This is a genomic window from Pyxidicoccus xibeiensis, from assembly GCF_024198175.1.
Taxonomy (GTDB): domain Bacteria; phylum Myxococcota; class Myxococcia; order Myxococcales; family Myxococcaceae; genus Myxococcus; species Myxococcus xibeiensis.
Window position 1 is genome coordinate 1,072,761 of the sequence record NZ_JAJVKV010000003.1, and the last position, 20,730, is coordinate 1,093,490.

A 20,730-nucleotide genomic window follows, 5' to 3' on the forward strand; every position below is an offset into this window, starting at 1 on the left:
CAGCGCCCCATGGCTCGGCATCCTCCGTGCAGTCGCGGCACGGGATGAGAGCACTGACTCTTGCCTGCGTCTTCCTGACCACGCTGAGCACGCAAATCGCCGTGGCCGAAGAGCCGCACCCCGGCTCCGACGCCGCTCCCGTACGGCTGCTGCGGCCCGACTACCGCACCCTTCTTGGCATCACCCTGGGGAAGTCCTCCTTCGAGGAAGTCCAGCGTGAGTTCGGGCCAACCCGGGTGCTCGACCATGGAAGCGACTGCGGGCACACCCAGCGGCTCTGCTACGCGTCCAGTCACCAGGGCGACACCACGACCCTGCTCTTCAGTCGCAGTCATGGACGTGAGCTGACGGGCTTCGTCCTGCTCCACCAGCGGCCGGCAGAGCTGGCCGAAGCGGACTGCACGGCCACTCCTCGTGTGCATCGCAAGCTCACCACTGCGAGCAACTTGCGCCTGGGGCTGTCCGCTGAGCGTGTGCGGCAGGCAGTGCCCTTCTCGGCAAAGGAACTGCGGGAGAGCACCCTGCCGTATCAGAGCGTCGAGCGGCTGAGCTCCTCCGAAGAGCCCGAGGGCTTGAGCCGCTGCGTTCCCTATGAAGGGCCCCCCAGGGTTGGCACCGGGACGGAGTGCATCACCTCGAAGCTGAGCTTCGAAGCGGACAGCCTCACAGGGCTGTCCGTGGACCACCTCATTGTGTTCTGAAACGCGCGCCCGACTCCTTCGTGCGCTGCATTCGAGGGATGGCCACGGTGCACGATTGCAGCCTTGGGGCCCGGCGAGCGGACGGGCGTGCGCCGTATCACTGCAACGCTGATACAGCAGGCAAGGAAGACACTGGCCCTCCCCGGGGTCCCCAGGCGCTGTCTCGAATGAGAACCAGTGCCTTGCACTCCTGGCTGGCTTCCCTGCTGACCACCGTGCGAAGTGCCGAAATGACTCACAACGCTCCTTGAAAGTCGACGGCCGGGTTTGGTGTTTGTGGTCCCACTTGCCAGGCACCCCTTGCACGCCCGCCATCTCCGGCGCGGCGGTTGAGCAGACAGGGACCCCTTCCGCCCGTTGATGGCGGAGCAGCGGGGTCTTCTGTCGGCTCACAATCCCTGGCTGCTGGAGCCCCATGAGAAAGCAGCTCAAGTGGTTCATGTTGGCCGTTGGCGTTCAGGCCGCCGCATGCGGTGGCGCATCCGAATTTCAAGGCATGACTCCGGAGGGCGCCGCCCCGGAAGTTCCCGCCCCCGAAGCCTCTCCTCCCGACGCCACGCTCCGCACCGTCGAAGCCGCCGCGGTGGGCGACACGACGCTGTACGCCGACGCGCTCGGCACGGGCTGGGCGGACTGGTCCTGGGCCACGCGCAACCTCGCGGTGACGACGCCCGTGGCCTCCGGCACGCGGGCTCTCTCCGCGACGTTCGGCCCCTGGACGGGCCTCTACTTCCACAACGCGGGCGTGCCCACCGCCGGGCTCGAGTTCCTGGAGCTCCAGGTCCACGGCGGCGTGACGGCCAATCCCACCCTCACCGCGTATGCCAGCGTCGCCAACCAGGCGCGCCCCACGGTGGGCGTCAACCGGTACTGTGACGGCGGCACCATCAAGGCCGGAGCCTGGACGCGCTGCCGCGTGCCGCTGTCGGCGCTCGGCGCGGCCAACGTCACCCTGGACGGCATCGTCCTGATGGAGGGCGCCGGCCGCACGCTGCCGGTGGTGTACTTCGACAACCTCCGCCTCGGCGCCGCCGCGACCGCGCCGTCGGTGCCGGCCGGGCTGACGGCCACGCCGTCCGCCGTGGACGTCGCCCTGTCGTGGAACACCGTCACCGGCGCGACGGGCTACCACGTCTATCGCTCGCCGACGCAGACGGGCACGTACACGAAGCTGACCGCGGCCCCCGTCACCACCGCGGCCTACCGTGACGCCGCCGTCTCCTCCGGCGCCACGTACTGGTACGCGGTGTCCGCGGTGGGCACCGGCGGAGAGAGCGCTCGCACCACGGCCATCTCCGTCGTCGTCCGGCCCCCGCAGCAGACGGTCAGCGTCGCCGTGACGCCCACCAGCGCGTCGCTCACCACGGGCGCCACGCGCGCCTTCACGGCCACCGTGACGGGCAGCACCAACACCGCCGTCACCTGGTCCGCCACGGGCGGCACCATCACCAACGCCGGCCAGTACACCGCGCCGGGGACGGCGGGCACCTACCAGGTCACCGCCACCGCCCAGGCGGACACCACCAAGAGGGCCACCGCCACCGTCACCGTCACCGCGCCCACGCCGGGTGGCACCGGCAAGTGGGTGTCCGGCTACTACACCGGCTGGAACGCGGACATGTACCCGCCGGAGAAGGTGGACTTCAGCGCGATGACGCACATCATGGTCGGCCGCGCCACGCCCCGCCCGGACGGCACGCTGAGCACCGCCTTCGACAACTCGAATGGCCCGGCCATGGCGCGCACGCTGTCGACGCGGGCCCACGCGGCCGGACGCAAGGCCATCATCATGGTGGGCGGCGCCGGTGAGCACGCCAACTGGGTGGGCGCGGCCTCCAACGCGAACCGCGCGAAGTTCGTGCAGAACCTCCTCTCCGCCATGGACAGCCTCGGCTACGACGGGCTCGACATCGACTGGGAGCCCGTGGAGGCGGCCGACAAGCCCAACCTGCTCGCGCTGGTGAAGGAGCTGCGCGCGGCCCGGCCCAACATGCTGCTCACCTTCCCCATCGGGTGGATCAACACCAACATGCCCGGTGACGCGGACCCCTGGTTCGCGCAGCTGGCGCCCTACCTGGACCAGATCAACGTCATGTCCTACGAGATGATTGGCCCGTGGGACGGCTGGCAGTCCTGGTACACCTCCGCGCTGTACGCGCACGCCGGCAACCGCCCCACGTCCGTCTCCGCCAGCCTCCAGGGCTGGGCGAACGCGGGCATCCCCAAGGCGAAGCTGGGCATGGGCATCCCCTTCTACGGGATGGCCTGGCGCAACATCACCGGCCCCTACCAGAACTTCACCAACTGGTCCGACTACGTGGGCAGCGACAACTCCTTCACGTACAAGAAAATCCTCCAGCTCTCCGCCTCCGGCACGTACCAGTGGGACGCGGTGGCCGGCGCCAGCTGGGTGAAGTTCAACACGCCCGTGGAGGACGGCACCGTGCGGTGGATTTCCTATGACAGCCCGCAGGCCATCGCCGCCAAGGGCGCGTACGCCCGCGACAACGGCTACGGCGGCACCATCATCTGGACCATCAACCAGGGCTGCACCGACCCGGTCACCGGCGCCAACCCGCTGCTGAGCGCGGTGAAGGACGCCTTCCTGAAGTAGCGGAAGTCCCCAGTCCCGGGCTGGCGCAAGCGCCGGCCCGGGACACAGCCGCCACACCCGCTGGCGGAGCGCCTCCCCACCCCTCTCCTGAGCGGCGAGGGGACGCCCGCCCGGCCGCTCCCACAGGCGTTGGGCGCACACGGCCATCGGACGGCCGGCAGCGATGAAAGGTGGCCACGGCACGGTTGTGTGTTCTCCTCAGCGACGGACGAGGAGAACATTGGACGACAGCCACGACCTCGCTTCGGGCACCGGGGGCATCACCTACACCCGAGGTATGTCCCCCGCCCGGGACACGGAGGACCAGCTCCGGCTGCTCATCGCCAGCGTCACCGACTACGCCATCCTGACGCTCGATGAGCGGGGCTACATCGCCAGCTGGAACCCGGGGGCGGAGCGCATCAAGGGCTACCGGGCCGAGGAAATCCTGGGCCAGCACTTCAGCCGGTTCTACCCGCCGGAGGACGTGGCCCGGGGCAAGCCCCGATGGGAGCTGGAGCAGGCCGTCCGCAAGGGCCGCTTCGAGGACGAGGGCTGGCGCGTGCGCAAGGACGGCACCCGCTTCTGGGCCAACGTCGTCATCACCGCCCTCTTCGGCGAGGACGGGCTGCTGCGCGGCTTCGGCAAGGTGACGCGCGACTTCACCCAGCGGAAGGAAGCCGAGGAGCAGCGCGAGCTGGACCGCCTGCGCGAGGCCCTGCGCATCCGCGACGAGTTCCTGTCCGTCGCCTCCCACGAGCTGAAGACGCCGCTCACGCCCCTGCAGCTCAGGCTGACCAGCCTGCAGCGCACCCTCGAGAACAATCCGGAGTCCCTGTCCGGGGAGCGGCTGGCCCGGGACCTGGACGTCGCGAACCGCCAGGTGCGCAAGCTCGCGGACCTCATCGAGGACCTGCTGGACGTGTCGCGCCTCAGCGTGGGCAAGCTCCTGGTGGAGCCCGAGCCCGTGGACCTCACCGCGCTCACCCGCGAGGTGCTGGTGCGCTACGGGCCCCAGGCGGCGCAGGCCGGCTGCCTCATCGACGTCGAGGCCCCGGGGCCCATCGAGGGCCGGTGGGACCGGCGGCGGCTCGACCAGGCCGTGACGAACCTCGTCACCAACGCGATGAAGTACGGGGCCGGCAAGCCCATCCACGTCCGGGTCGGCGTGGACGAGGGCCTGGCCGTGCTGAGGGTGCGGGACGAGGGCATCGGCATCGCCCCGGAGCATCAGCACCGCATCTTCGAGCGCTTCATGCGCGCGGTCTCCGAGCGCAACTATGGCGGGCTGGGCCTGGGCCTCTTCATCACCCAGCAGATTGTCGAGGCCCACGGCGGGAGCATCGACGTCCAGAGCCAGCCGGGCCAGGGCGCGGCCTTCATCCTCCGGCTGCCACTCGCCCCTCCTCCGCGCGGCAACTGACGGGCCCGGCGCCGTCCGTTCCGCGACGTCACCGGGCCCCGCGCCTCATGGAGGACTCACTCCGCCGGGGGCATTCCCGGCGGCGTCACGACGTTCGTCCCCGGCGCGCCCTCGGGCAGCACGGCGTAGCGCAGCAGCAGCACGCCATTCTTGTAGACCTTGGTGGACAGCAGCTCGAGGCTCTTGAAGCCCTTCAGCTTCGAGGAGAGGGGGACACCCGAGCCCAGCAGCAGCGGGCTCAGCTTCACCAGCACCTCGTCGACGAGCCCCGCCTCCAGCAGGAGGGACGCGAGCTGGTTGCCGCCGCACAGGTAGATGTCCTTGCCCTCCTGCACCTTCAGCTCCCGGACGACGCCCGTGGCATTCTCCGAGACGAGCTTCACCTTCGGGTGCGGGCGCTCCTTCATGGTGCGCGTGAAGACATACGGCACCATGTTCGGATAGGGGTCCGCCGCCCCCTGCTTCAGGCCGAGCTCATACGTGCGGCGGCCCAGCAGGACGGTGTCGTACGTGGCGAAGGAAGCGATGTAGTCACTGATGTGCTCGCTGTCCTTCACGAGGCGCTCCTGCAGGAAGGCGCCGTAGCTGTCGTCCTCGTGGGCGATGAAGCCGTCGAGGCTGGAAGCGACGTGGTATTTGACTTTACGCATACAGAAAGCTCCAAAGGCTGCGCGTGCGCCCGGAACACAGGGCGACATGGGAATGGATTCGCTGCGGGACTCGGACGGGAGCCAGACACTCGGAAGGCAGCCCACGACGCAGCCACGGCCAGGTTGCCGGGGCGAAGGGGGCGGTCACGAAGCGCTGGTTAGCGGGAGGAGATCATGGGGCGACGCCGTGAGGCGCCGGAAGAAACAGTAACCACACCTTCCGTGCAGGCGCAACCCCAACCATCCGCAAGCTCGCACGGGGAGGCGCGTGAATATCTTCAATGGCAGTGCGTCCAGACAAGCGCGGCCCGATGAAACACCGCTGCCCCTGATTCCGCACACCCCGCCTCAATCCAAGGACTCCGCATGAACCCGCTGGCCCGCGCCGTGATTGCCTCTTCGCTGTTCCTCTCCTCCGTGTCCTTCGCGCAGGACGTGGAGATGAACATGGATGTGCAGGTCGACGACTCGGAGATGCCCTCGACCCGCATCAAGGTGAAGGGCATGGGTCCGAATGGCGAGGAGGAAGGCGTGGACATGAAGGTCCAGGCCGGCGGCAGCCACGTGGGCGTGGAGATGAAGGTGAAGGGTGGCGAGCGGCCCTATCCCGAGCGCGAGGAGAAGCGGGAGCGCCGAGACCGCCGCGAGGAGGTGCGTCACGAGGAGCGCGAGGCGCGGCCGGTGCGCGGCTACGCGTCCGAGCCCGCCTTCCGCGACTGTGGCACCGGCGAGGACCCGGGCTGCACCCTGAGGCGGGACGGCCAGCTCGCGATGGACGCGGAGACGTTCCGCGGCGTCCTGCAGGCGCTGAAGAGCACGGGCAACGAAATCACCCGCGAGGAGATGGCGGAGAAGATGTTCAAGCGGAACTACCTCACCGCGAAGCAGTTCGGCCTGGTGCTGGACCTGTTCAACAACGAAATCACCCGCCTGGACGTGGCGAAGACCGCGGCGCCCCACGTGGTGAACCCGCAGCACTCGCTGGGCTTCGCCTCCAAGTGGAACAACTCCATCTCCGGCGACGAGTACGTCGAGCTGATGACGGCCCAGTAGCCAGCCGCCGCCTCCATGCCCGGGGCCCGGTCATCCTCTCGGGAGGGTGCCGGGCCCTTCGCCTTCCCGGCCCTTCACACCGGGCGGCGCGTCACAACGTCCGCCCGCGCTGTCCGCCCGCGAGGGGGCACCGGCGCTCCTCCGACCACGAGGAGCCATCATGCGAGACCAGGAGACGTACATCGCGGGCACGGGCCGAGCCCCCAGGGCCGACCCCACGCTGCAACAGGGCGCGACGGGCGCCGCCGTCATCGAGCTGCAGACGCTGCTCGCCCGGGCGGGCTTCAGCCCCGGCACCATCGACGGAGACTTCGGCGCGAGGACGAAGACGGCGGTGATGGACTTCCAGCGCGCGCGGGGCCTGGTGGCGGACGGCATCGTCGGCTCGCGCACCTGGGAGGCGCTACGGGCCCCCGCGCCCGCGCCGGTGACGGGCCTGCGCTCGAAGATTGTCGCGGAGGCGCAGTGGGCGGTCGCCAATGCCGGCGGCATCCACTACCAGCAGCTGCGCCCCATGGACGGCCTCGGCCAGCGCCGCAAGCTGCCGCTGAACACGGACTGCTCCGCGTTCGTCACGCTCTGCTACAAGTGGGCGGGCGCGGCGGACCCCAACGGCCTGGGCTACAACGGCCAGGGCTACACCGGCACGCTGCTGGGCCACCTCACCGGCGTCCCGCAGTCGCAGGTGAAGCCAGGGGACCTGTGCCTCTGGGCCCGCAACGGCAAGGGCGAGCACGTGTCCATGGTGCTGGAGCCGGGCAGCGACCCGCTGCTCATCTCCCACGGCGAGGAGTCCGGCCCCTACACCGTCCGCTTCTCCGCCTCCAACCGCTACCACGCGGGCGCCAGCGTCCACTGGCTGCGGCTGCCCTCGGTGGACGGAGCCCGCGAGGCCGCGCCCCAGCTGCGCGGCATGAGGACGGCCCCGCAGGCCCAGGTGAGCGGCGAGACGGACGGGCCCAGCGAGGGCGGACTGGCGCGGGAGGCGGTGCGGGAACCCGTCATCCACTGACGCCCGCCGCGGACAGGAGGGCCCCGGCGCCCGGGCTCGGCTAGAGTCCGGCGCGCACATGGCCGACCGAGCCCGACACACCTCGCGGTGGACGGAAGCGCTGGGCTCGCTCTCGGCGCGGCTGCTGGTGGCGTTCCTCGTCCCCACCCTGCTCTTCGTCGCGGTGGCGGGCACGGCGGTGTACCAGCTGGCGCGCGCGATTCTCGAGGAGGAGCTGGGCACCCACCTGTCCGCCATCGCCGCGGCCACCGCCAGCCAGGTCAACGGCGAGCGCATGCTCACCGTGGAGCCCGGCGACGACCTGGCCGGCACCCGCACCTGGCGCAACCTGGTCCGCACGCTGGAAGGCGTGCGCGAGGCCAGCGGCGTGCGCCGCGTCTACGCCGTGGACGTGCAGGGCCGCGTGCGCGTGGACGTGGGCGGCGCGCTGCCGGTGGGCGTGGAGGTGCCGGAGCTCGCCCGCGACAGGCTGGAGCTGACCCGCGTCTTCGCCGGGGAGCGCGCCGCCAGCCAGGTGCTCTTCACCGGCACCGACGGGCTGCTCTACAAGACGGGCTATGCGCCCGTGCGCCACGAGGGCCGCGTGGTGGGCGCCGTGGGCGTGGAGGGCAGCGCCGTCTTCTTCGTCGCGCTCCAGCGGCTGTCGCGCACCTTCGCCATCATGGGCGCGGTGGCGCTCGGCGCGCTCGCCATCATCGCCCTCGTCACCGCGCGCGGGCTCGCCAGGCCGCTGCGGCGCCTCATGGACTCCGCGCTGCGCATCGGCCGGGGCGACCTGACGACCCCCGTGCCCCCGGAGCCCACGCGCGAAATCGGCGTGCTGGCCCGCGAGCTGGAGGTCATGCGCGGCGCGCTGGAGAGCCGCGACCGGCAGCTCAAGATGATGCTCGCCGGCGTGGCCCACGAGGTGCGCAACCCCATTGGCGGCATCGCCCTCTTCTCCGGCATCCTCCAGGAGGACCTCCAGGCGGGCGCGCACGCCGAGGCCGGCCAGCACGTGGCGCGGATTCAACGCGAGGTGGCCTACCTCCAGCGCATCGTCGAGGACTTCCTCGCCTTCGCCCGCGAGCAGCCGCTGGCCCGCGCGCCGGTGGAGGCCCCCGCGCTCCTGTCCGGCGCCTGCGAGCTGCTGGCCATGGAGGCCAGCACCCGCGACGTCACGGTGGAGGTGGAGGCCGCGCCCGCCGTGCTGGAGGCGGACGGGAGCCTGCTCACCGCCGCGCTCGTGAACCTGGTGAAGAACGCGGTGCAGGCCTCGCCCCCGGGCGGCCGGGTGCGCGTGTCCGGCGCGGCCGCGGAGGGCCGCTACACCATCCAGGTGCGCGACGCCGGGCCCGGCGTGCCCCAGCCCGAGCGCGAGCGCATCTTCGAGCCCTTCTTCACCACGCGCGAGAAGGGCACCGGCCTGGGCCTGCCGCTGGCGCGAAAGATTGCCCTCGCGCACGGAGGCGAGCTGCGCCTCGCCTCCGCGCCGGGAGACACCACCTTCATCCTGACGCTGCCGCTGGGCGCGCAGGACGCGGCCATCACCCCGTCGCGCTGAACTGCCGCGCCATCTCCCCCACCTCGTGGGAGACGGTGGACAGCGTGGCGGTGGCCTCCTGCGTGGACTCCAGGCGCTTGAGCGTGGAGTCCATGATTTGCGACAGGTCACCGATGGCGGTGAAGATTTGCGAGAAGCCGGCGTTCTGCTGCGTCACGGCGGCGGCAATCTGGCGCGCGGCGGCCGAGTTCTCCTGGGAGATGCGCGACAGCTCGCGCAGCGACTCGCCCGAGGCGCGCATCTGGTCCAGGCCGGCGCCGATGGTCTGCACGCCCTGCTCGCCCATCATCGCCGCGTCGCGGATGCCGTGGCTGATTTCCTGGAGGATGCCGCGGATGCGCCGCGTGGCCTGGATGGACTGGTCCGCCAGCCCGCGAATCTCCCGGGCCACCACCGCGAAGCCCTTGCCCTGCTCGCCCGAGCGCGCCGCTTCAATCGCCGCGTTCACCGCCAGCAGGTGCGACTGGTCCGCCAGGTCCTTCACCGTCTCGGTGATGTCGCCAATCTGCGTGGTGCTCTCCGCCAGCCGCATCAGCCGCTGCTGGATGCCGTCCACCGCGCGGCGGATGTCCGCCAGTCCGGTGACGCTCTGCTCCACCGCCGTCTCACCCCGCTGCCCCAGCTCCTCCGCGCGGCGGGCCACGTGCAGCACCGCCTCCGCGCGGTCGGCCGCCATCAGCGACGTGCGCTTGATTTCCTCGGACGTCACCTGCGCCTCGTGGAGCGCCGCCGCCTGACGCACCAGGCTCTGCTGCTGCTCGTCGTTGGCCAGGCGCAGGTGGCTGCCTGCGTCACCCAGCAGGATGGCGGAGGCCTGCAGCGCCCGGGGCAGCTTCTGCAGCTTGGCCAGCACCGCGTTCATCCCCGAGGCCAGGTCGCCAATCTCGTCGGTGGACACCCACGCGGGCGCCGTCACGCTGCCGGCGGACAGCGACTCAATGGCCACGCCCACCGCGCCCGCGCCGTTCGCCTGCCGGCGCGCCAGCAGCCAGGTGGTGATGGCCGGAAGCAGCAGCAGGCCGCCCACCCAGGCCAGGGCGAAGGACAGCTCGCCCGCGAGCGTTCCGCCCATGCCCATCAGCTTGTCCGCCGAGCGCGTCGCGCCCTCCGCCAGCAGCTCCGCGCGCAGCGCGTCCCGCACGCCCAGCAGCTTCACGATGACCACGCACCCGCTCAGCACCAGCGCGGAGAGGATGGAGCCCACGAAGGTGAACGGCAGGAACCACGCCTGCCGGGGCCAGAAGAAGCCGCCGCCCCGCAGCGCCACCGTCGGGTCCTTGCGCTGCTCCTCCAGCGCCACCGGCAGCAGCAGCCGCTCCAGCGTGACGCAGATGGGGAAGCCCAGCAGCACGCCGCAGCACGTGCCGATGATGGTGCCCAGCACGACGAGGAACAGCTCCTTCTCCCACAGGAGGCACACGTGGAGGCTGAACCAGAAGCCCCCCAGCGTCCACGCCACCCACGAGGAGGCCATGGCCGCGCGCAGCGGCAGGCGGAGGATGCGCTCCAGCCGCGCACCGGGCCGGTCCTCGGGCCCCACGCGCAGCGCGCTGCCCACCAGCAGGCGCATCACCATGGCGGGGTAGACGATGCCCAGGCCCACGACGATGGGCGGCAGCACCCACGCCACCGCCTTCACGCCCTCCCAGCCGGCCACCCCCATGGTCATCCCATTGAGGTACGCGGCAATGGGCGCTACCGGCAGCACCCACACCATGAACACCCTGAGCGCGCGCCACCTGTAATCACGGATGTCTCTGTCTTCGGCACTCATCTGGTGACTCCCCCCGAGGCTCCCCCGTGTGACACCGCTCGGATGCGGTGCCACCCAGCCTCAATGCCTGACTTCGACATTCTGCGCCGTTCACTGACACGACGCGAGGTGGGAGCTGCAGTCTTCCGGACACACCCGATTCACGGAAAACAGGGGCACGTCGACATCAACACAAAGCTTTTCAACCCCGGTCCATGAAGGCCCCGGGGTGCCGAGGTGGGAGCCCGCGCGCAGGAGCGGCTTTCAGTCCTCGCAGCAGGCGTGGAGCGCGGCGGTGTACAGCCGGAGCGTCTTTTGGGCGGCGGCCTGGACGCGCGCGGGCTCGTCGGAGTGGGCGTCGGTGGAGAGCTTGATGATTTCGAGCGCCTCCTCCGGGTGCAGGTCGTCGTAGCGGGCGTGGGCCTTGAGCCACATCATGGAGTAGGCGTCGATGCGGGCCCCGTCGGCGGCATAGGCGCGGAAGGGCTCCGCGCACTGCTCCGTCCACACCCCCGTGACACCTTCGATGGCCCAGTTGGAGGCGGCCACGCCCTCGGCCAGGGTGCCGTGGGCGCACGTCTCCAGCAGGTGCTCGTGCAGGGCCTGGATTTCCGGCAGCGGCTGCTGGGCGAAGACCTGCTCGGGCGGCAGGCCGATGGCGCGCATCCAGTCGATGTACCACTCGGCGTGCTTCGCCTCGACGCCCAGGTTCTGCAGCAGCCAGCGGCGGCAGCTCGCGTCACCGTCGCGCTTGCCGTACGTCGTCTTCGCCAGCGACAGCCCCATGTACTTGGGGAAGTTCTCGACGATGACGAAGAAGTGGGACAGCACGCGCCGCCAGTAGCGCAGCGGGGGGTGCCGGCCCTGCGCCGTCTCGCGGAACAGCGAGGGCCAGCAGGCGGCGTCCCAGTCCGGCTTCAGCGACGCCAGCATCGACTCCAGCCAGAGGGGGTGCGGCGTGGGCTTCAGCGGCGGAGGACTGTAACGGCGGGTGGGGACTTCCGACACCGGAACCACAAGGACGCTGACGGGCGCTACCACTTCCTGGGTGAGCGACGACATGGGGGTACCGTTCCTTGCTTCCCGACCGGTGACAGGCCGCCATGGCCTCCCTCACCAGCCCAAGCAGGACTCATTGTTGCCATAACTTTCCACCAACACCATTCCCTAAATTGCGAATGGCTGTGTTTTTCCCATTCTGTTTCAAATCAGGATGTCCGTGGATGGAGAACGTCCTGGGCGGCACAGCGCACCTGTCCCCTAGGGACAATCCCGTAGGTCTGCCCGGGAACGCGCCGCCGAACCGCGTGGCGGCGCTCCCGCGTGTTGCTTCCGGCGAGGCCTGGCTATCGGGAGCGGGCCACGACTCCACGGGCCTTCTCCAGCATGCGGCGCAGGGGCGCCTCGTCGGCGCGGGTGAGCGCCTCGTCCCAGGTGAGCCACTGCACGCCGGTGGACTCGGCCGGGTCGTGCACCAGCGCCTCCGGGTTCTCCGCCGCCACCAGGAAGCGCACGTCCAGGTGGTGGTGCTCCGGCTCGTCACGGCGCGCCGGAATGGTGTGGATGTCCACGTCCAGCGGCCGGGGCGCGGCGGGGTGCGGGTGGACGCGGCAGCCCGTCTCCTCGCGCGCCTCGCGCAGCGCGGTGGCCAGCATGTCGCCACCGTCGGCCACGTCCGCATGTCCGCCCGGCTGCAGCCAGCGCTTCAGCTTCCCGTGGTGCAGCATCACCACGCGCTCGCCCGCCGGGTCCACCACCACGGCGCTGCCGGTGAAGTGGGCCGAGGCCTGGGCGCGGGAGAAGGGCGCCTGCAGCGTGGAGGCGAACTGGCGCATGCGCTCCAGGTCCTCGCGCTCCTTGTCGTCCGTGGCGACATGATGGGCGAGCAGGGCCCGCAGGGCGGTGGTGGCCGAGGCGTCGGAGGTCATGCCCGCTCACGTACCGTCCCGTCCCGCGACGCGCCAGCGCCTTCGCACGCCGTGCGTGCAGGCGGCGCGGGCCGGTGTAGGGTGCCGGCCGGGTGTACCTTCATGCGGGCACACCCGGGGCGCGGCCGGCGCCCGTGGAGCATGGAGAACCGAGCACCCCCATGGCGCGCATCCTCGTCATCGACGACCACGACACCCTGCGCGAGGGCATGGCCGTCACCCTCACCCGCTCCGGCCACACCGTCTCCGCCGTGCGCAGCGGCGCGGACGGCCTGGCCGCCTACAAGAAGGCGCCCTTCGACCTCGTCGTCACCGACCTGAAGATGGACGGCATGGACGGCATCGAGGTGACGAAGGCGCTCAGGGGCCTGGACGCCGGCGCCGTGGTCATGGTGGTGACGGCCTTCGGGACGATTGAGACGGCCGTGCGCGCCATGCAGGAGGGCGCCTACGACTTCATCACCAAGCCCTTCCCGCCCGAGGTGCTGCGCGCCAAGGTGGACAAGGGGCTGGAGCTGGCCAGCACGCGCAGGCAGGTGGAGCGGCTGACGGCGCGCACCGCCGCGCACGACGCGGACGCGGCCCGCTCGCACGGCAGCCTCGTGGGCGACAGCGAGCCCATGCAGCGGCTGGTGGCCCAGGTGCGCAAGGCGGCGCACAGCGAGGCCACGGTGCTGGTGCGCGGCGAGAGCGGCACCGGCAAGGAGCTGGTGGCCCGCATGGTCCACACGCTGTCGCCGCGCAAGGACGGGCCCTTCGTCGTGGTGCACTGCGCGGCGCTGGCGGAGACGCTGCTGGAGAGCGAGCTGTTCGGCCACGAGCGCGGCGCCTTCACCGGCGCGGTGAAGCGCAAGCTGGGCCGCTTCGAGCTCGCCGACGGCGGCACCCTCTTCCTGGACGAAATCGGGGAGATTCCCGCCTCCGTCCAGACGAAGCTCTTGCGCGTGCTGCAGGAGAAGGAAATCCAGCGCGTGGGCGGCGAGGAGACGCTGAAGGTCGACGTGCGCGTGGTGAGCGCCACCCATAGGGACTTGCAGGCCGAGGTGAAGGCGGGCCGCTTCCGCGAGGACCTCTACTACCGGCTGCACATCGTCCCGCTGACGCTGCCGCCCCTGCGCGAGCGGCCCGAGGACATCGCCGTGCTGGCGCGCCACTTCGTGGCCAAGCACGCGCCCAAGGTGAACCGCCGCGTGACGGAACTGGACGACAGCGCGCTGCGCGCCCTCGCCCGCCACGCGTGGCCCGGCAACGTGCGCGAATTGGAGAACGTCATCGAGCAGGCGCTCGTCTTCGCCGAGGGCGAGGTGCTCACCGACGCGGACCTGCCCCCGCACCTCACCGGGAGCACGCCGCGCATGGACGCGGGCCTGCCGGTGCCCCACGGCGACCGCCCCCTGCCCGACATCCTCGAGGACCTGGAGCGGCAGCTCATCGCCCGCGCCTACGAGAAGGCAGGCGGCGTGAAGACGGAGACCGCGCGCCTGCTCGGCATCAAGACGTCCGCGTTGTATTACAAGCTGGAGAAGTACGGCTTTCTCCCCAAGGGGACGCAACCCGAGGAGGGTTGAGCCTCGAAAATCCGTTACACCCAGACACGCCACCGTGATTTTCCACTGCCGTCCCACCCCCTCCCACTCCCCCATGCCCTCCCCAGGCGTCCGGAATCACTCGGCTTTTAGCGGCGGCGCGGCCCTGGGCGCCGGGGCGGGGCTGGCATCCGCCTTGCTCCGAAAGCCCCACTGATGAGCCCCCGCCCTCTTGCCCTCCTGCTGCTCTGCCTGGTGCTCGGCGCGCCCGCGTGGGGTGCGTCCGGGCTGGACGCGGTGCGTGGGAAGGCGCAGACGGCGCGCACGGAGGTGCGCTCGCTGCGCTCCCAGCAGCAGGCGCTGCGCGACGAGCTCAACGGGCTGGCGGCGCGAATCGAGGCGCTGAAGGCGGAGCGCCAGGGGCGGCTGACGGCGGGGCCGGAGCTGGAGGCGGCGCTGCGGCGCTCGCAGGAGCTGAGCGGCTCGCTCACCGGGCTGGCGCAGTCGGTGTCCGCGGCGGAGGGCGAGTCGGAGCGGGCGCACCTGGCGCTGCACACCGCGCTGTCCGAGGAGCTGGCGCGGCTGCGCACGGCGTGGGACGGGACGACGGACCGGGCCTGGCGCACGAAGCTCCTGGAGGCCATGCGCTCGGCGCGCGCGGAGCGTGACGCGGTCCGCTCGGCGCTGCCCGCCTCGCGGGTGCCCGCGCTGGACAGGACGACGGCGTCCGGCGGGGACGACCCCGAGGACCTGCTGGAGCAGGCGGACACGCTGCGCGACACCGAGGACAAGGTGCGCGAGCGGCTGAAGGCGCTGCGCGGGCGCATCACCGAGGTGCGCGAGGAGCGCGACCTGGACCGGCGCATGAACGACTTCCTCGGCGAGGAGTCGATGTTCGACGAGCAGGACCGGCGGCTGCGGCTGCGGCTGAGCGGCGACCGGGTGCAGGTGGAGCGGAGCACCAACGGCCGCCGCGGTGGCGAGCCCATGTTCCAGGACGCGCCCGGCGAAGCCGTCCCTCCGGCCTCCCCCTCCACCGACGGGAACGACCCGGGCACCGTCACCGCTCCGCCGCCCACGTCGGCGCCCTCGGCGCGCGCGAGCGACCGGCGGCCGCAGGTGGAGACCTCGCGGGCCCAGGCCCTGGCCGCGGGCGGCCCGGTGGACCTGACGGCGATGGAGGCCGAGGCCGCGAAGCTGGAGGCGCTCGCCCGGGAGCTGGAGGACCGCGCCTCCTCGCTGGAGCGCCGGGCCCACGAGCTGGAAGCGCGCTGAAGCAGGCTTAGAGCAGCCCGCCCTCCACCTCGAGCGCGACGACGGCCTGCAGGCGCACCTCGCGCTCCGGCATGTCCCCCCGGCCGCGGACGATGATGCTCATGGTGGGCGCGGAGACGAAGGGCTGCAGCTCCACGTCCTCCACGTCCAGCGAGAGGACGGGGTTGGTCGACCCCAGGTCCAGCCGGGAGATGTCCTGCCGGCCGCCGATGCGCACCTCGCGGTCCCCGGCCCTGGCGAAGAACTCCACCGAGGAGAGGAAGCCGAAGTCCTGGTTGTTGGGGCTGAGGACCTTGAGGGTCAGCGTGCGGGCCTTGACGGACGTCACGTCGGCCTTGGCCACGCCCCGGTTCTTGAAGTCCTGGTTCTGGTCGAAGTCCATCCCCGCGAAGCTGCTGATGGCGGGGAAGGCGTTGAGGGGCGTGGTGACGCCAGCAGGGCCCGCGGGCACGGTCGACTCGCCCTTCACCTCGGTGATGAAGGACGAGGGGGCGCAGGCGGTCAGCGCGAGGCCCGCCGCCGCCAGGATGGACGCGAGGCGCATGTCCCAAGTGTAGCCTGTCTCACGCGGCGCCGCGCACCGTTGGCATCGGCCAGACAAACGGGCCCGCCCTCCCGCGAGTGGGGCGTGCAGGCACGAGGTTGGTTATGGTGCGCGCGTCGTGGCCCGCCTCCGTCCACACCTCCTGTGCGCCCTCGTCATGCTCGCCGCCGGCCGTGTGTCCGCGGCCGAGTGGGAGGGCTCGCTGAAGGGCTCCAGCCGGCTGCTGGTGGACACCAACGCCTCCCGCGACTTCTCCGACGACAGCACCTCTTCCAGCGGCCTGGACCAGGCCGTGAGCCTGCTGGGCTCGGCCGAGGGGCGCGCCACCTTCGAGCGCTCGCAGCTGGTGGGCCGCTATGAGCTGGGGGCGCGCAAGTACCTCGGCTTCTCCGAGGAGGACACGCTGGTGCAGGCCGGCGCGCTGGAGGGCTCGCTGGCGCTGGGCAGCGAGTGGGGGCTGGGCCTGGAGGGCCATGCGAAGGACAGGCGCGGTGGCACGCGGGCGTACTCGGACCTGGGCGCGAGCGCCTTCGCCGAGTACGCACCGGACGTGCGCCTGGCGCTGCGCGTGCGCGCGGGGGCGCGGCGCTTCGTGTACCGGCCGGACGCCACCGCCAACTTCGGCGCGCCGGAGCTGGGCGTGCTGGGGCGCTACCGCTTCGACCGCCGCCACAGCGTGTCCGTCTTCGGGGACTGGGGCTCGCGCCGCTACGGCACGCGGCCCCGGAGCCGCCCGCCGGTGGGCCCCGGGCCCGCGCCCGAGCCGCCGCAGGGCCGGCGCGAGGACGGCGCCCTCACGGCGGGCGCCAGCTACAACTACCGCGGCCCCCTGGCGCTGGGGCTGACGTACGTGTACCAGGAGGTCTCCTCCAACAGCTTCGGGGAGACGGTGCTGCGCCACCGCGTCACCGGCAACGCCGGGGTGCGGCTGCCCTGGCGGCTGACGCTGCTGGCGCAGGGCTCGCTGGGCCTCAGCGCGTACCCGGACGGCATCTACCTGTCGCCCGAAATCGTCCTCGTGGAGGAGGACGAGGGGCAGAACTCCCTCTCCCTGAGGCTGGCCCGCCCGGTGACGGCGAAGCTGGACGTGGAGCTGTCCTGGGGCCTGTGGAGCACGCGGCTGCCGCGCAACGACCTCACGTATGCGCGCCAGGTGTTCGGCCTGGGCTTCACCTGGCGGGACTGAGCGCTCAGAGGTCGGCGATGCGCTCGTCGATCTCCTCGGCGAGCCCCGGGTGTCCCTGGGCCAGGGCGTGCTGCTTCGCCTGGCCGAGCACCTCGCGCGCCTTGTCGGCCTCCCCCGCTCCGGCCCAGGCGTCACCCAGGGCCACCAGGGCGGCGGCATAGGTCGGGTCCAGCCGGACGGCGCCCTCCAGGGCCCGGGCGGCGTCCACGTACTGCCGGCGCTCCAGGTACAGCTTCCCGAGGGAGAAATGGCTCATGGGGGAGTCCGGGAAGTCGGCCACCATCTTCTTGAACTGCTCCAGCCGGGCGTCAGTCATGGACATCAGCAGATAGAGGACCGCTGTCCCCTTGCCAAGGGTGCGGTAGGGTGCGCCGCACATGGCCACGAAGAAGAAGACAGGCGCGAGCAAGAAGAGCGGCAGCCGGGCCCCGGCGGGCCGGAACAAGAAGACGGCGACGGGCCGGACGATGCCCGGCAAGGCCCCCAAGGCCGGCAAGGCGGGCAAGGCCCCCGCGGGCAAGGCCCCCGCCCGCAAGAAGACTGCGGGCCGGGCCCCGGCGCGCAAGAAGGCGAAGCTGCCAGTCGCCCCGTCACAGCCCACCGGCCCCGCGGAGAACCCCCAGGCAAAGGCGCTGGCGCAGCGCATCGCCCAGCTGCTCCTCGACAAGAAAGCGCTGGACGTCGTCATCCTCGACGTGCGGGGCATGACGTCCTACGCGGACTACTTCGTCATCGCCTCCGCGGAGAGCGACCGCCAGGTGAGCGCCATGGCGGAGAACGTCCAGGTGCAGCTGAAGACGGAGGACAACACCCTGCGCCCCATCGGCACCGAGGGCCTGGAGACGGGCCAGTGGGTGCTGCTGGACTACGGCGAGGTGGTGGCGCACCTGTTCCTCACGGACCTGCGCGCGCACTATGACCTCGAGGGCCTCTGGGCGGACGCCGCGCGGGAGAAGGTGGCCTGAAAGTCAGGCTCCTCTCCATTGGCAAGGACCGCTCGGGCCTGTACGAGCCCGCGGTCCAGGAGTACGCCCGGCGCCTGGGCCACTACACCCGCTTCGAGCTGGTGGAGCTGCCGGAGGCCAGTGGAAAGAAGCTCAAGCCCGGGGACGCGAAGGCCGCCGAGGCCGACGCGATTCTCGCCAAGCGCAAGCCGCAGGACTGGCTGGTGGCGCTGGACGAGCGCGGCTCGCTGCTCGACTCGGTGGAGCTGAGCCGCTACGTGGGCAAGGCGCAGACGGGCGCGAAGGATTTGCTCTTCGTCATCGGCGGTGACGAGGGGCTGGACACGCGGGTGCGCGAGGCGGCGAACCTGTCGCTGTCGCTGTCGAAGATGACGCTGCCGCACCGGCTGGCGCGGGTGGTGCTCATCGAGCAGCTCTACCGCGCCTTCACCATCCTCAAGGGCGAGCCCTACCACAAGTAGGCGGCCAGGCTTGGGGCCCGGGGCAGCCCGTCAGGGCACTCCCCGGGTCCGCGTCAGCGGGGGCATGAGTACCGCTGCCTCCAACCTCGCTCCTCCCTCCGCGCCTCCGGCGCACGTGCGCGTCATCGCCTCGCCCCAGTCCTGGGTGGAGGGTGAGGCCGTACGCCAGCTGGAAGCCATGGCGCGCCTGCCCGGAATGCGCCTGGCGGTAGGGCTGCCGGACCTGCACCCCGGCAAGGGCGCTCCGGTGGGCGCCGCCTTCACCTCCGAGGGCATCCTGTATCCCTATCTCGTCGGCAACGACATCGGCTGTGGGATGGGGCTGTGGGACGTGGACCTCCTGGCCCGGAAGGCGAAACCGGAGCGCTGGGCGGGGAAGCTGGACCTGGAGGGGCCGTGGAGCGGGGACGCGGAGGGCTTCCTGGGGGAGCACGGCGTGAAGGCCTCGGGCTTCGAGGCGGCGCTGGGCACGGTGGGCGGCGGCAACCACTTCGCGGAGGTGCAGCGGGTGGACGCGGTGCACGACGCGGAGGCCTTCGCGGCGCTGGGGCTCGGGGCGGACCGGCTGCTGCTCCTGGTGCACTCCGGCTCGCGGGGCCTGGGCGAGGCGATTCTCCGGGCCCACGTGGACCGGCACGCGGCGGGCGGGCTGGTGGACGACTCGGCGGAGGCGCGGGCGTACCTCACGCGTCATGACCACGCCGTGGAGTGGGCCCGGGCCAACCGGGCGCTGGTGGCGCGGCGGATGCTGGACGGCATCGGCGCGCTGGGGCGGCGGGTGCTGGACGTGAGCCACAACAGCGTCACCCCGCGCAAGGAAGACGGGCGCACGCAGTGGCTGCACCGCAAGGGTGCGGCGCCCTCGGACGAGGGCCCGGTGGTGATTCCCGGCAGTCGCGGCGCGCTGAGCTACCTGGTGACGCCGGTGGGAGACGGCGCGGGCAGCGCGCACAGTCTGGCGCACGGCGCCGGCCGCAAGTGGACGCGCACCGCCGCCCGGGAGCGCATCCGCGAGCGCTTCACCGCGGAGTCCCTCACGCGCACCTCCTTCAAGAGCCACGTGGTGTGTGAGAACAAGGACCTCCTCTTCGAGGAGGCACCACAGGCGTACAAGCCCATCGACCGCGTGGTGACGGACCTGGTGGAAGCGGGCCTGGTGCGCGTGGTGGCCACGCTGGCCCCCGTGCTGACGTACAAGACGCGCTCCAGGGCGGAGTAGCCCCGCCGCACGAGGAGGACGACGTCATGATGAAGAGCTTCGTCGAGCCCGGCTCCCCGCTGGTGTCGTCCGCCATGGAGGACAACCAGGTGGACCACATGACGTACCTGGCGCGACGGCTCCCCGGCGCCACGGTGCGGGACGAGCCCGGGTTGCTGCTCGTCGACTGCGGCCTGCCCACCGATACATTCAACGTGGTGTGCCGCACCCGGCTGCGGCCGCAGGACGCGGACGCGCGCATCACCGCCGCCGTGGCGCACTTCCGCGCAAAGGCCTTCCCCTTCGCCTGGTGGGTGGGCCCGGGCGCCGCGCCGGAGGACCTCGACGCGCGCCTCACGGCCCATGGGCTGGTGCGCGCCGAAGAGGAGCAGGGCATGGCCATGGACCTGTCGCGGCTGCCGGCCCCCACCCTGCCCCCGGGCGTGTCCGTCCGCCGCGTCTCCACCGAGCGCGAGCTGGCGGACTTCGCCCGCGTCGTGGCCTCCAACTGGGAGCCGCTGGACCCCCACGTCCTGGACTTCTACGTCCGGACGGCGCGCGCCTCGCTCGCGCACGACAGCCCCGTGCGTTTCTTCCTGGGCCTGCTGGACGGTGAGCCCGTGGCCACCAGCGAGTGTCACCTGTCTCACGGCGTGGCGGGGCTCTACTCCGTCTCCACGCTGAAGGCCTTCCGGAGGCGGGGCCTGGGCGCCGCGCTCACCCTGGCGCCGCTGCTGGACGCCCGGGAGGCAGGCTACCGGACGGCGACGCTCCAGGCCTCCGCGGAGGGCCAGCCCGTCTACGCCCGGCTCGGCTTCGAGCCGCGCGGCGTCTTCCGCGTGTACCAGCCGACAGGCCCCCGGACGTAGGCGGGCCGGAGCCCCTGGCGGGCCGGGGTGCGGCGCTTTTTGTGCTCTCC

General features: G+C 71.6%; 19 protein-coding genes. 13 read left to right on the forward strand and 6 right to left on the reverse strand.

All coding sequences use genetic code 11. From position 1 onward, the window contains the following. Positions 1-44 precede the first annotated feature (44 nt). The 3 genes from LXT23_RS17255 (at position 45) to LXT23_RS17265 (ending at position 4,717) form a co-directional block, all read left to right on the forward strand. The gene (locus LXT23_RS17255) at positions 45-701 is read left to right on the forward strand and encodes a hypothetical protein (RefSeq protein ID WP_253981257.1); all 657 of its coding nucleotides are present in this window, start codon (positions 45-47) and stop codon (positions 699-701) included. Between the two features lie 439 nt (positions 702-1,140). Beyond that, positions 1,141-3,315, forward strand: coding sequence for a glycosyl hydrolase family 18 protein (locus LXT23_RS17260; protein WP_407692892.1), 2,175 nt, complete (start codon positions 1,141-1,143; stop codon positions 3,313-3,315). Positions 3,316-3,535: 220 nt separating this feature from the next. Further along, complete coding sequence (locus LXT23_RS17265) at positions 3,536-4,717, forward strand: PAS domain-containing sensor histidine kinase (RefSeq protein WP_253981259.1); 1,182 nt, start codon at positions 3,536-3,538, stop codon at positions 4,715-4,717. Positions 4,718-4,773: 56 nt separating this feature from the next. Here the strand turns inward: LXT23_RS17265 and LXT23_RS17270 are convergent, their stop codons facing one another. Continuing rightward, the gene (locus tag LXT23_RS17270; RefSeq protein WP_253981260.1) at positions 4,774-5,367 is read right to left on the reverse strand and encodes a dihydrofolate reductase family protein; all 594 of its coding nucleotides are present in this window, start codon (positions 5,365-5,367) and stop codon (positions 4,774-4,776) included. A 366-nt stretch (positions 5,368-5,733) separates the two neighbouring features. On the opposite strand from LXT23_RS17270, the gene LXT23_RS17275 reads away from it, so the two are divergent. The 3 genes from LXT23_RS17275 to LXT23_RS17285 all read left to right on the forward strand — a co-directional run bounded on the left by LXT23_RS17275 (position 5,734) and on the right by LXT23_RS17285 (position 8,975). Then, complete coding sequence (locus LXT23_RS17275) at positions 5,734-6,420, forward strand: DUF4476 domain-containing protein (protein ID WP_253981261.1); 687 nt, start codon at positions 5,734-5,736, stop codon at positions 6,418-6,420. 160 nt (positions 6,421-6,580) lie between these two features. Continuing rightward, entirely contained in the window at positions 6,581-7,432 is an 852-nt protein-coding gene (locus tag LXT23_RS17280) for a peptidoglycan-binding domain-containing protein (RefSeq protein WP_253981262.1), read from the forward strand. Positions 7,433-7,490: 58 nt separating this feature from the next. Then, positions 7,491-8,975 (forward strand): sensor histidine kinase, encoded by a 1,485-nt coding sequence (locus LXT23_RS17285; protein WP_253981263.1) that lies wholly within the window; start codon positions 7,491-7,493, stop codon positions 8,973-8,975. On the opposite strand, the gene LXT23_RS17290 is transcribed toward LXT23_RS17285, so the two are convergent. The 3 genes from LXT23_RS17290 to LXT23_RS17300 all read right to left on the reverse strand — a co-directional run bounded on the left by LXT23_RS17290 (position 8,959) and on the right by LXT23_RS17300 (position 12,656). Beyond that, positions 8,959-10,749, reverse strand: a complete 1,791-nt coding sequence (locus LXT23_RS17290) for a methyl-accepting chemotaxis protein (protein ID WP_253981264.1) — start codon at positions 10,747-10,749, stop codon at positions 8,959-8,961. The genes LXT23_RS17285 and LXT23_RS17290 overlap by 17 nt on opposite strands. Positions 10,750-10,992: 243 nt before the next feature. Then, positions 10,993-11,790: a TenA family transcriptional regulator gene (locus LXT23_RS17295; protein ID WP_253981265.1), complete on the reverse strand. Its 798-nt coding sequence runs from the start codon at positions 11,788-11,790 to the stop codon at positions 10,993-10,995. A gap of 284 nt (positions 11,791-12,074) precedes the next feature. Then, a complete protein-coding gene (locus tag LXT23_RS17300; protein ID WP_253981266.1) occupies positions 12,075-12,656 on the reverse strand; it encodes an NUDIX hydrolase in 582 nt (193 codons plus the stop codon). A gap of 161 nt (positions 12,657-12,817) precedes the next feature. On the opposite strand from LXT23_RS17300, the gene LXT23_RS17305 reads away from it, so the two are divergent. Together LXT23_RS17305 and LXT23_RS17310 are read left to right on the forward strand one after the other, a co-directional pair. Next, positions 12,818-14,224, forward strand: coding sequence for a sigma-54-dependent transcriptional regulator (locus LXT23_RS17305; protein ID WP_253981267.1), 1,407 nt, complete (start codon positions 12,818-12,820; stop codon positions 14,222-14,224). 174 nt (positions 14,225-14,398) lie between these two features. Then, complete coding sequence (locus LXT23_RS17310) at positions 14,399-15,457, forward strand: coiled-coil domain-containing protein (RefSeq protein WP_253981268.1); 1,059 nt, start codon at positions 14,399-14,401, stop codon at positions 15,455-15,457. A gap of 7 nt (positions 15,458-15,464) precedes the next feature. Here the strand turns inward: LXT23_RS17310 and LXT23_RS17315 are convergent, their stop codons facing one another. Then, positions 15,465-16,001: a hypothetical protein gene (locus tag LXT23_RS17315; protein ID WP_253981269.1), complete on the reverse strand. Its 537-nt coding sequence runs from the start codon at positions 15,999-16,001 to the stop codon at positions 15,465-15,467. Positions 16,002-16,158: 157 nt separating this feature from the next. On the opposite strand from LXT23_RS17315, the gene LXT23_RS17320 reads away from it, so the two are divergent. Further along, entirely contained in the window at positions 16,159-17,187 is a 1,029-nt protein-coding gene (locus LXT23_RS17320) for a hypothetical protein (RefSeq protein WP_253981403.1), read from the forward strand. Between the two features lie 4 nt (positions 17,188-17,191). Here the strand turns inward: LXT23_RS17320 and LXT23_RS17325 are convergent, their stop codons facing one another. Continuing rightward, positions 17,192-17,503 (reverse strand): tetratricopeptide repeat protein, encoded by a 312-nt coding sequence (locus LXT23_RS17325; protein WP_253981270.1) that lies wholly within the window; start codon positions 17,501-17,503, stop codon positions 17,192-17,194. Between the two features lie 61 nt (positions 17,504-17,564). Here LXT23_RS17325 and rsfS point away from each other — a divergent pair, with 61 nt between their 5' ends. From rsfS to LXT23_RS17345, 4 genes are all read left to right on the forward strand, one after another. Then, positions 17,565-18,152, forward strand: a complete 588-nt coding sequence (gene rsfS / locus LXT23_RS17330; protein WP_253981271.1) for a ribosome silencing factor — start codon at positions 17,565-17,567, stop codon at positions 18,150-18,152. Beyond that, positions 18,149-18,613 (forward strand): 23S rRNA (pseudouridine(1915)-N(3))-methyltransferase RlmH, encoded by a 465-nt coding sequence (locus LXT23_RS17335; RefSeq protein ID WP_256560936.1) that lies wholly within the window; start codon positions 18,149-18,151, stop codon positions 18,611-18,613. Before rsfS ends, LXT23_RS17335 begins: the two co-directional genes overlap by 4 nt. A gap of 64 nt (positions 18,614-18,677) precedes the next feature. Further along, entirely contained in the window at positions 18,678-19,832 is a 1,155-nt protein-coding gene (locus LXT23_RS17340) for an RNA ligase RtcB family protein (RefSeq protein WP_253981272.1), read from the forward strand. Positions 19,833-19,858: 26 nt separating this feature from the next. Beyond that, positions 19,859-20,680: a GNAT family N-acetyltransferase gene (locus tag LXT23_RS17345; protein WP_253981273.1), complete on the forward strand. Its 822-nt coding sequence runs from the start codon at positions 19,859-19,861 to the stop codon at positions 20,678-20,680. The last annotated feature ends 50 nt before the right edge of the window (positions 20,681-20,730 follow it).

What these genes read in the sequence shown, in the direction of transcription:
- LXT23_RS17255 (WP_253981257.1), top strand. Translation starts at nt 45, where the DNA reads ATGAGAGCACTGACTCTTGCCTGCGTCTTCCTGACCACGCTGAGCACG.
- LXT23_RS17260 (WP_407692892.1), top strand. Translation starts at nt 1,141, where the DNA reads ATGTTGGCCGTTGGCGTTCAGGCCGCCGCATGCGGTGGCGCATCCGAA.
- LXT23_RS17270 (WP_253981260.1), bottom strand. Translation starts at nt 5,367, where the DNA reads ATGCGTAAAGTCAAATACCACGTCGCTTCCAGCCTCGACGGCTTCATC.
- LXT23_RS17275 (WP_253981261.1), top strand. Translation starts at nt 5,734, where the DNA reads ATGAACCCGCTGGCCCGCGCCGTGATTGCCTCTTCGCTGTTCCTCTCC.
- LXT23_RS17280 (WP_253981262.1), top strand. Translation starts at nt 6,581, where the DNA reads ATGCGAGACCAGGAGACGTACATCGCGGGCACGGGCCGAGCCCCCAGG.
- LXT23_RS17285 (WP_253981263.1), top strand. Translation starts at nt 7,491, where the DNA reads ATGGCCGACCGAGCCCGACACACCTCGCGGTGGACGGAAGCGCTGGGC.
- LXT23_RS17290 (WP_253981264.1), bottom strand. Translation starts at nt 10,749, where the DNA reads ATGAGTGCCGAAGACAGAGACATCCGTGATTACAGGTGGCGCGCGCTC.
- LXT23_RS17295 (WP_253981265.1), bottom strand. Translation starts at nt 11,790, where the DNA reads ATGTCGTCGCTCACCCAGGAAGTGGTAGCGCCCGTCAGCGTCCTTGTG.
- LXT23_RS17300 (WP_253981266.1), bottom strand. Translation starts at nt 12,656, where the DNA reads ATGACCTCCGACGCCTCGGCCACCACCGCCCTGCGGGCCCTGCTCGCC.
- LXT23_RS17305 (WP_253981267.1), top strand. Translation starts at nt 12,818, where the DNA reads ATGGCGCGCATCCTCGTCATCGACGACCACGACACCCTGCGCGAGGGC.
- LXT23_RS17310 (WP_253981268.1), top strand. Translation starts at nt 14,399, where the DNA reads ATGAGCCCCCGCCCTCTTGCCCTCCTGCTGCTCTGCCTGGTGCTCGGC.
- LXT23_RS17315 (WP_253981269.1), bottom strand. Translation starts at nt 16,001, where the DNA reads ATGCGCCTCGCGTCCATCCTGGCGGCGGCGGGCCTCGCGCTGACCGCC.
- LXT23_RS17320 (WP_253981403.1), top strand. Translation starts at nt 16,159, where the DNA reads ATGCTCGCCGCCGGCCGTGTGTCCGCGGCCGAGTGGGAGGGCTCGCTG.
- LXT23_RS17325 (WP_253981270.1), bottom strand. Translation starts at nt 17,503, where the DNA reads ATGACTGACGCCCGGCTGGAGCAGTTCAAGAAGATGGTGGCCGACTTC.
- rsfS (WP_253981271.1), top strand. Translation starts at nt 17,565, where the DNA reads ATGGCCACGAAGAAGAAGACAGGCGCGAGCAAGAAGAGCGGCAGCCGG.
- LXT23_RS17340 (WP_253981272.1), top strand. Translation starts at nt 18,678, where the DNA reads ATGAGTACCGCTGCCTCCAACCTCGCTCCTCCCTCCGCGCCTCCGGCG.
- LXT23_RS17345 (WP_253981273.1), top strand. Translation starts at nt 19,859, where the DNA reads ATGATGAAGAGCTTCGTCGAGCCCGGCTCCCCGCTGGTGTCGTCCGCC.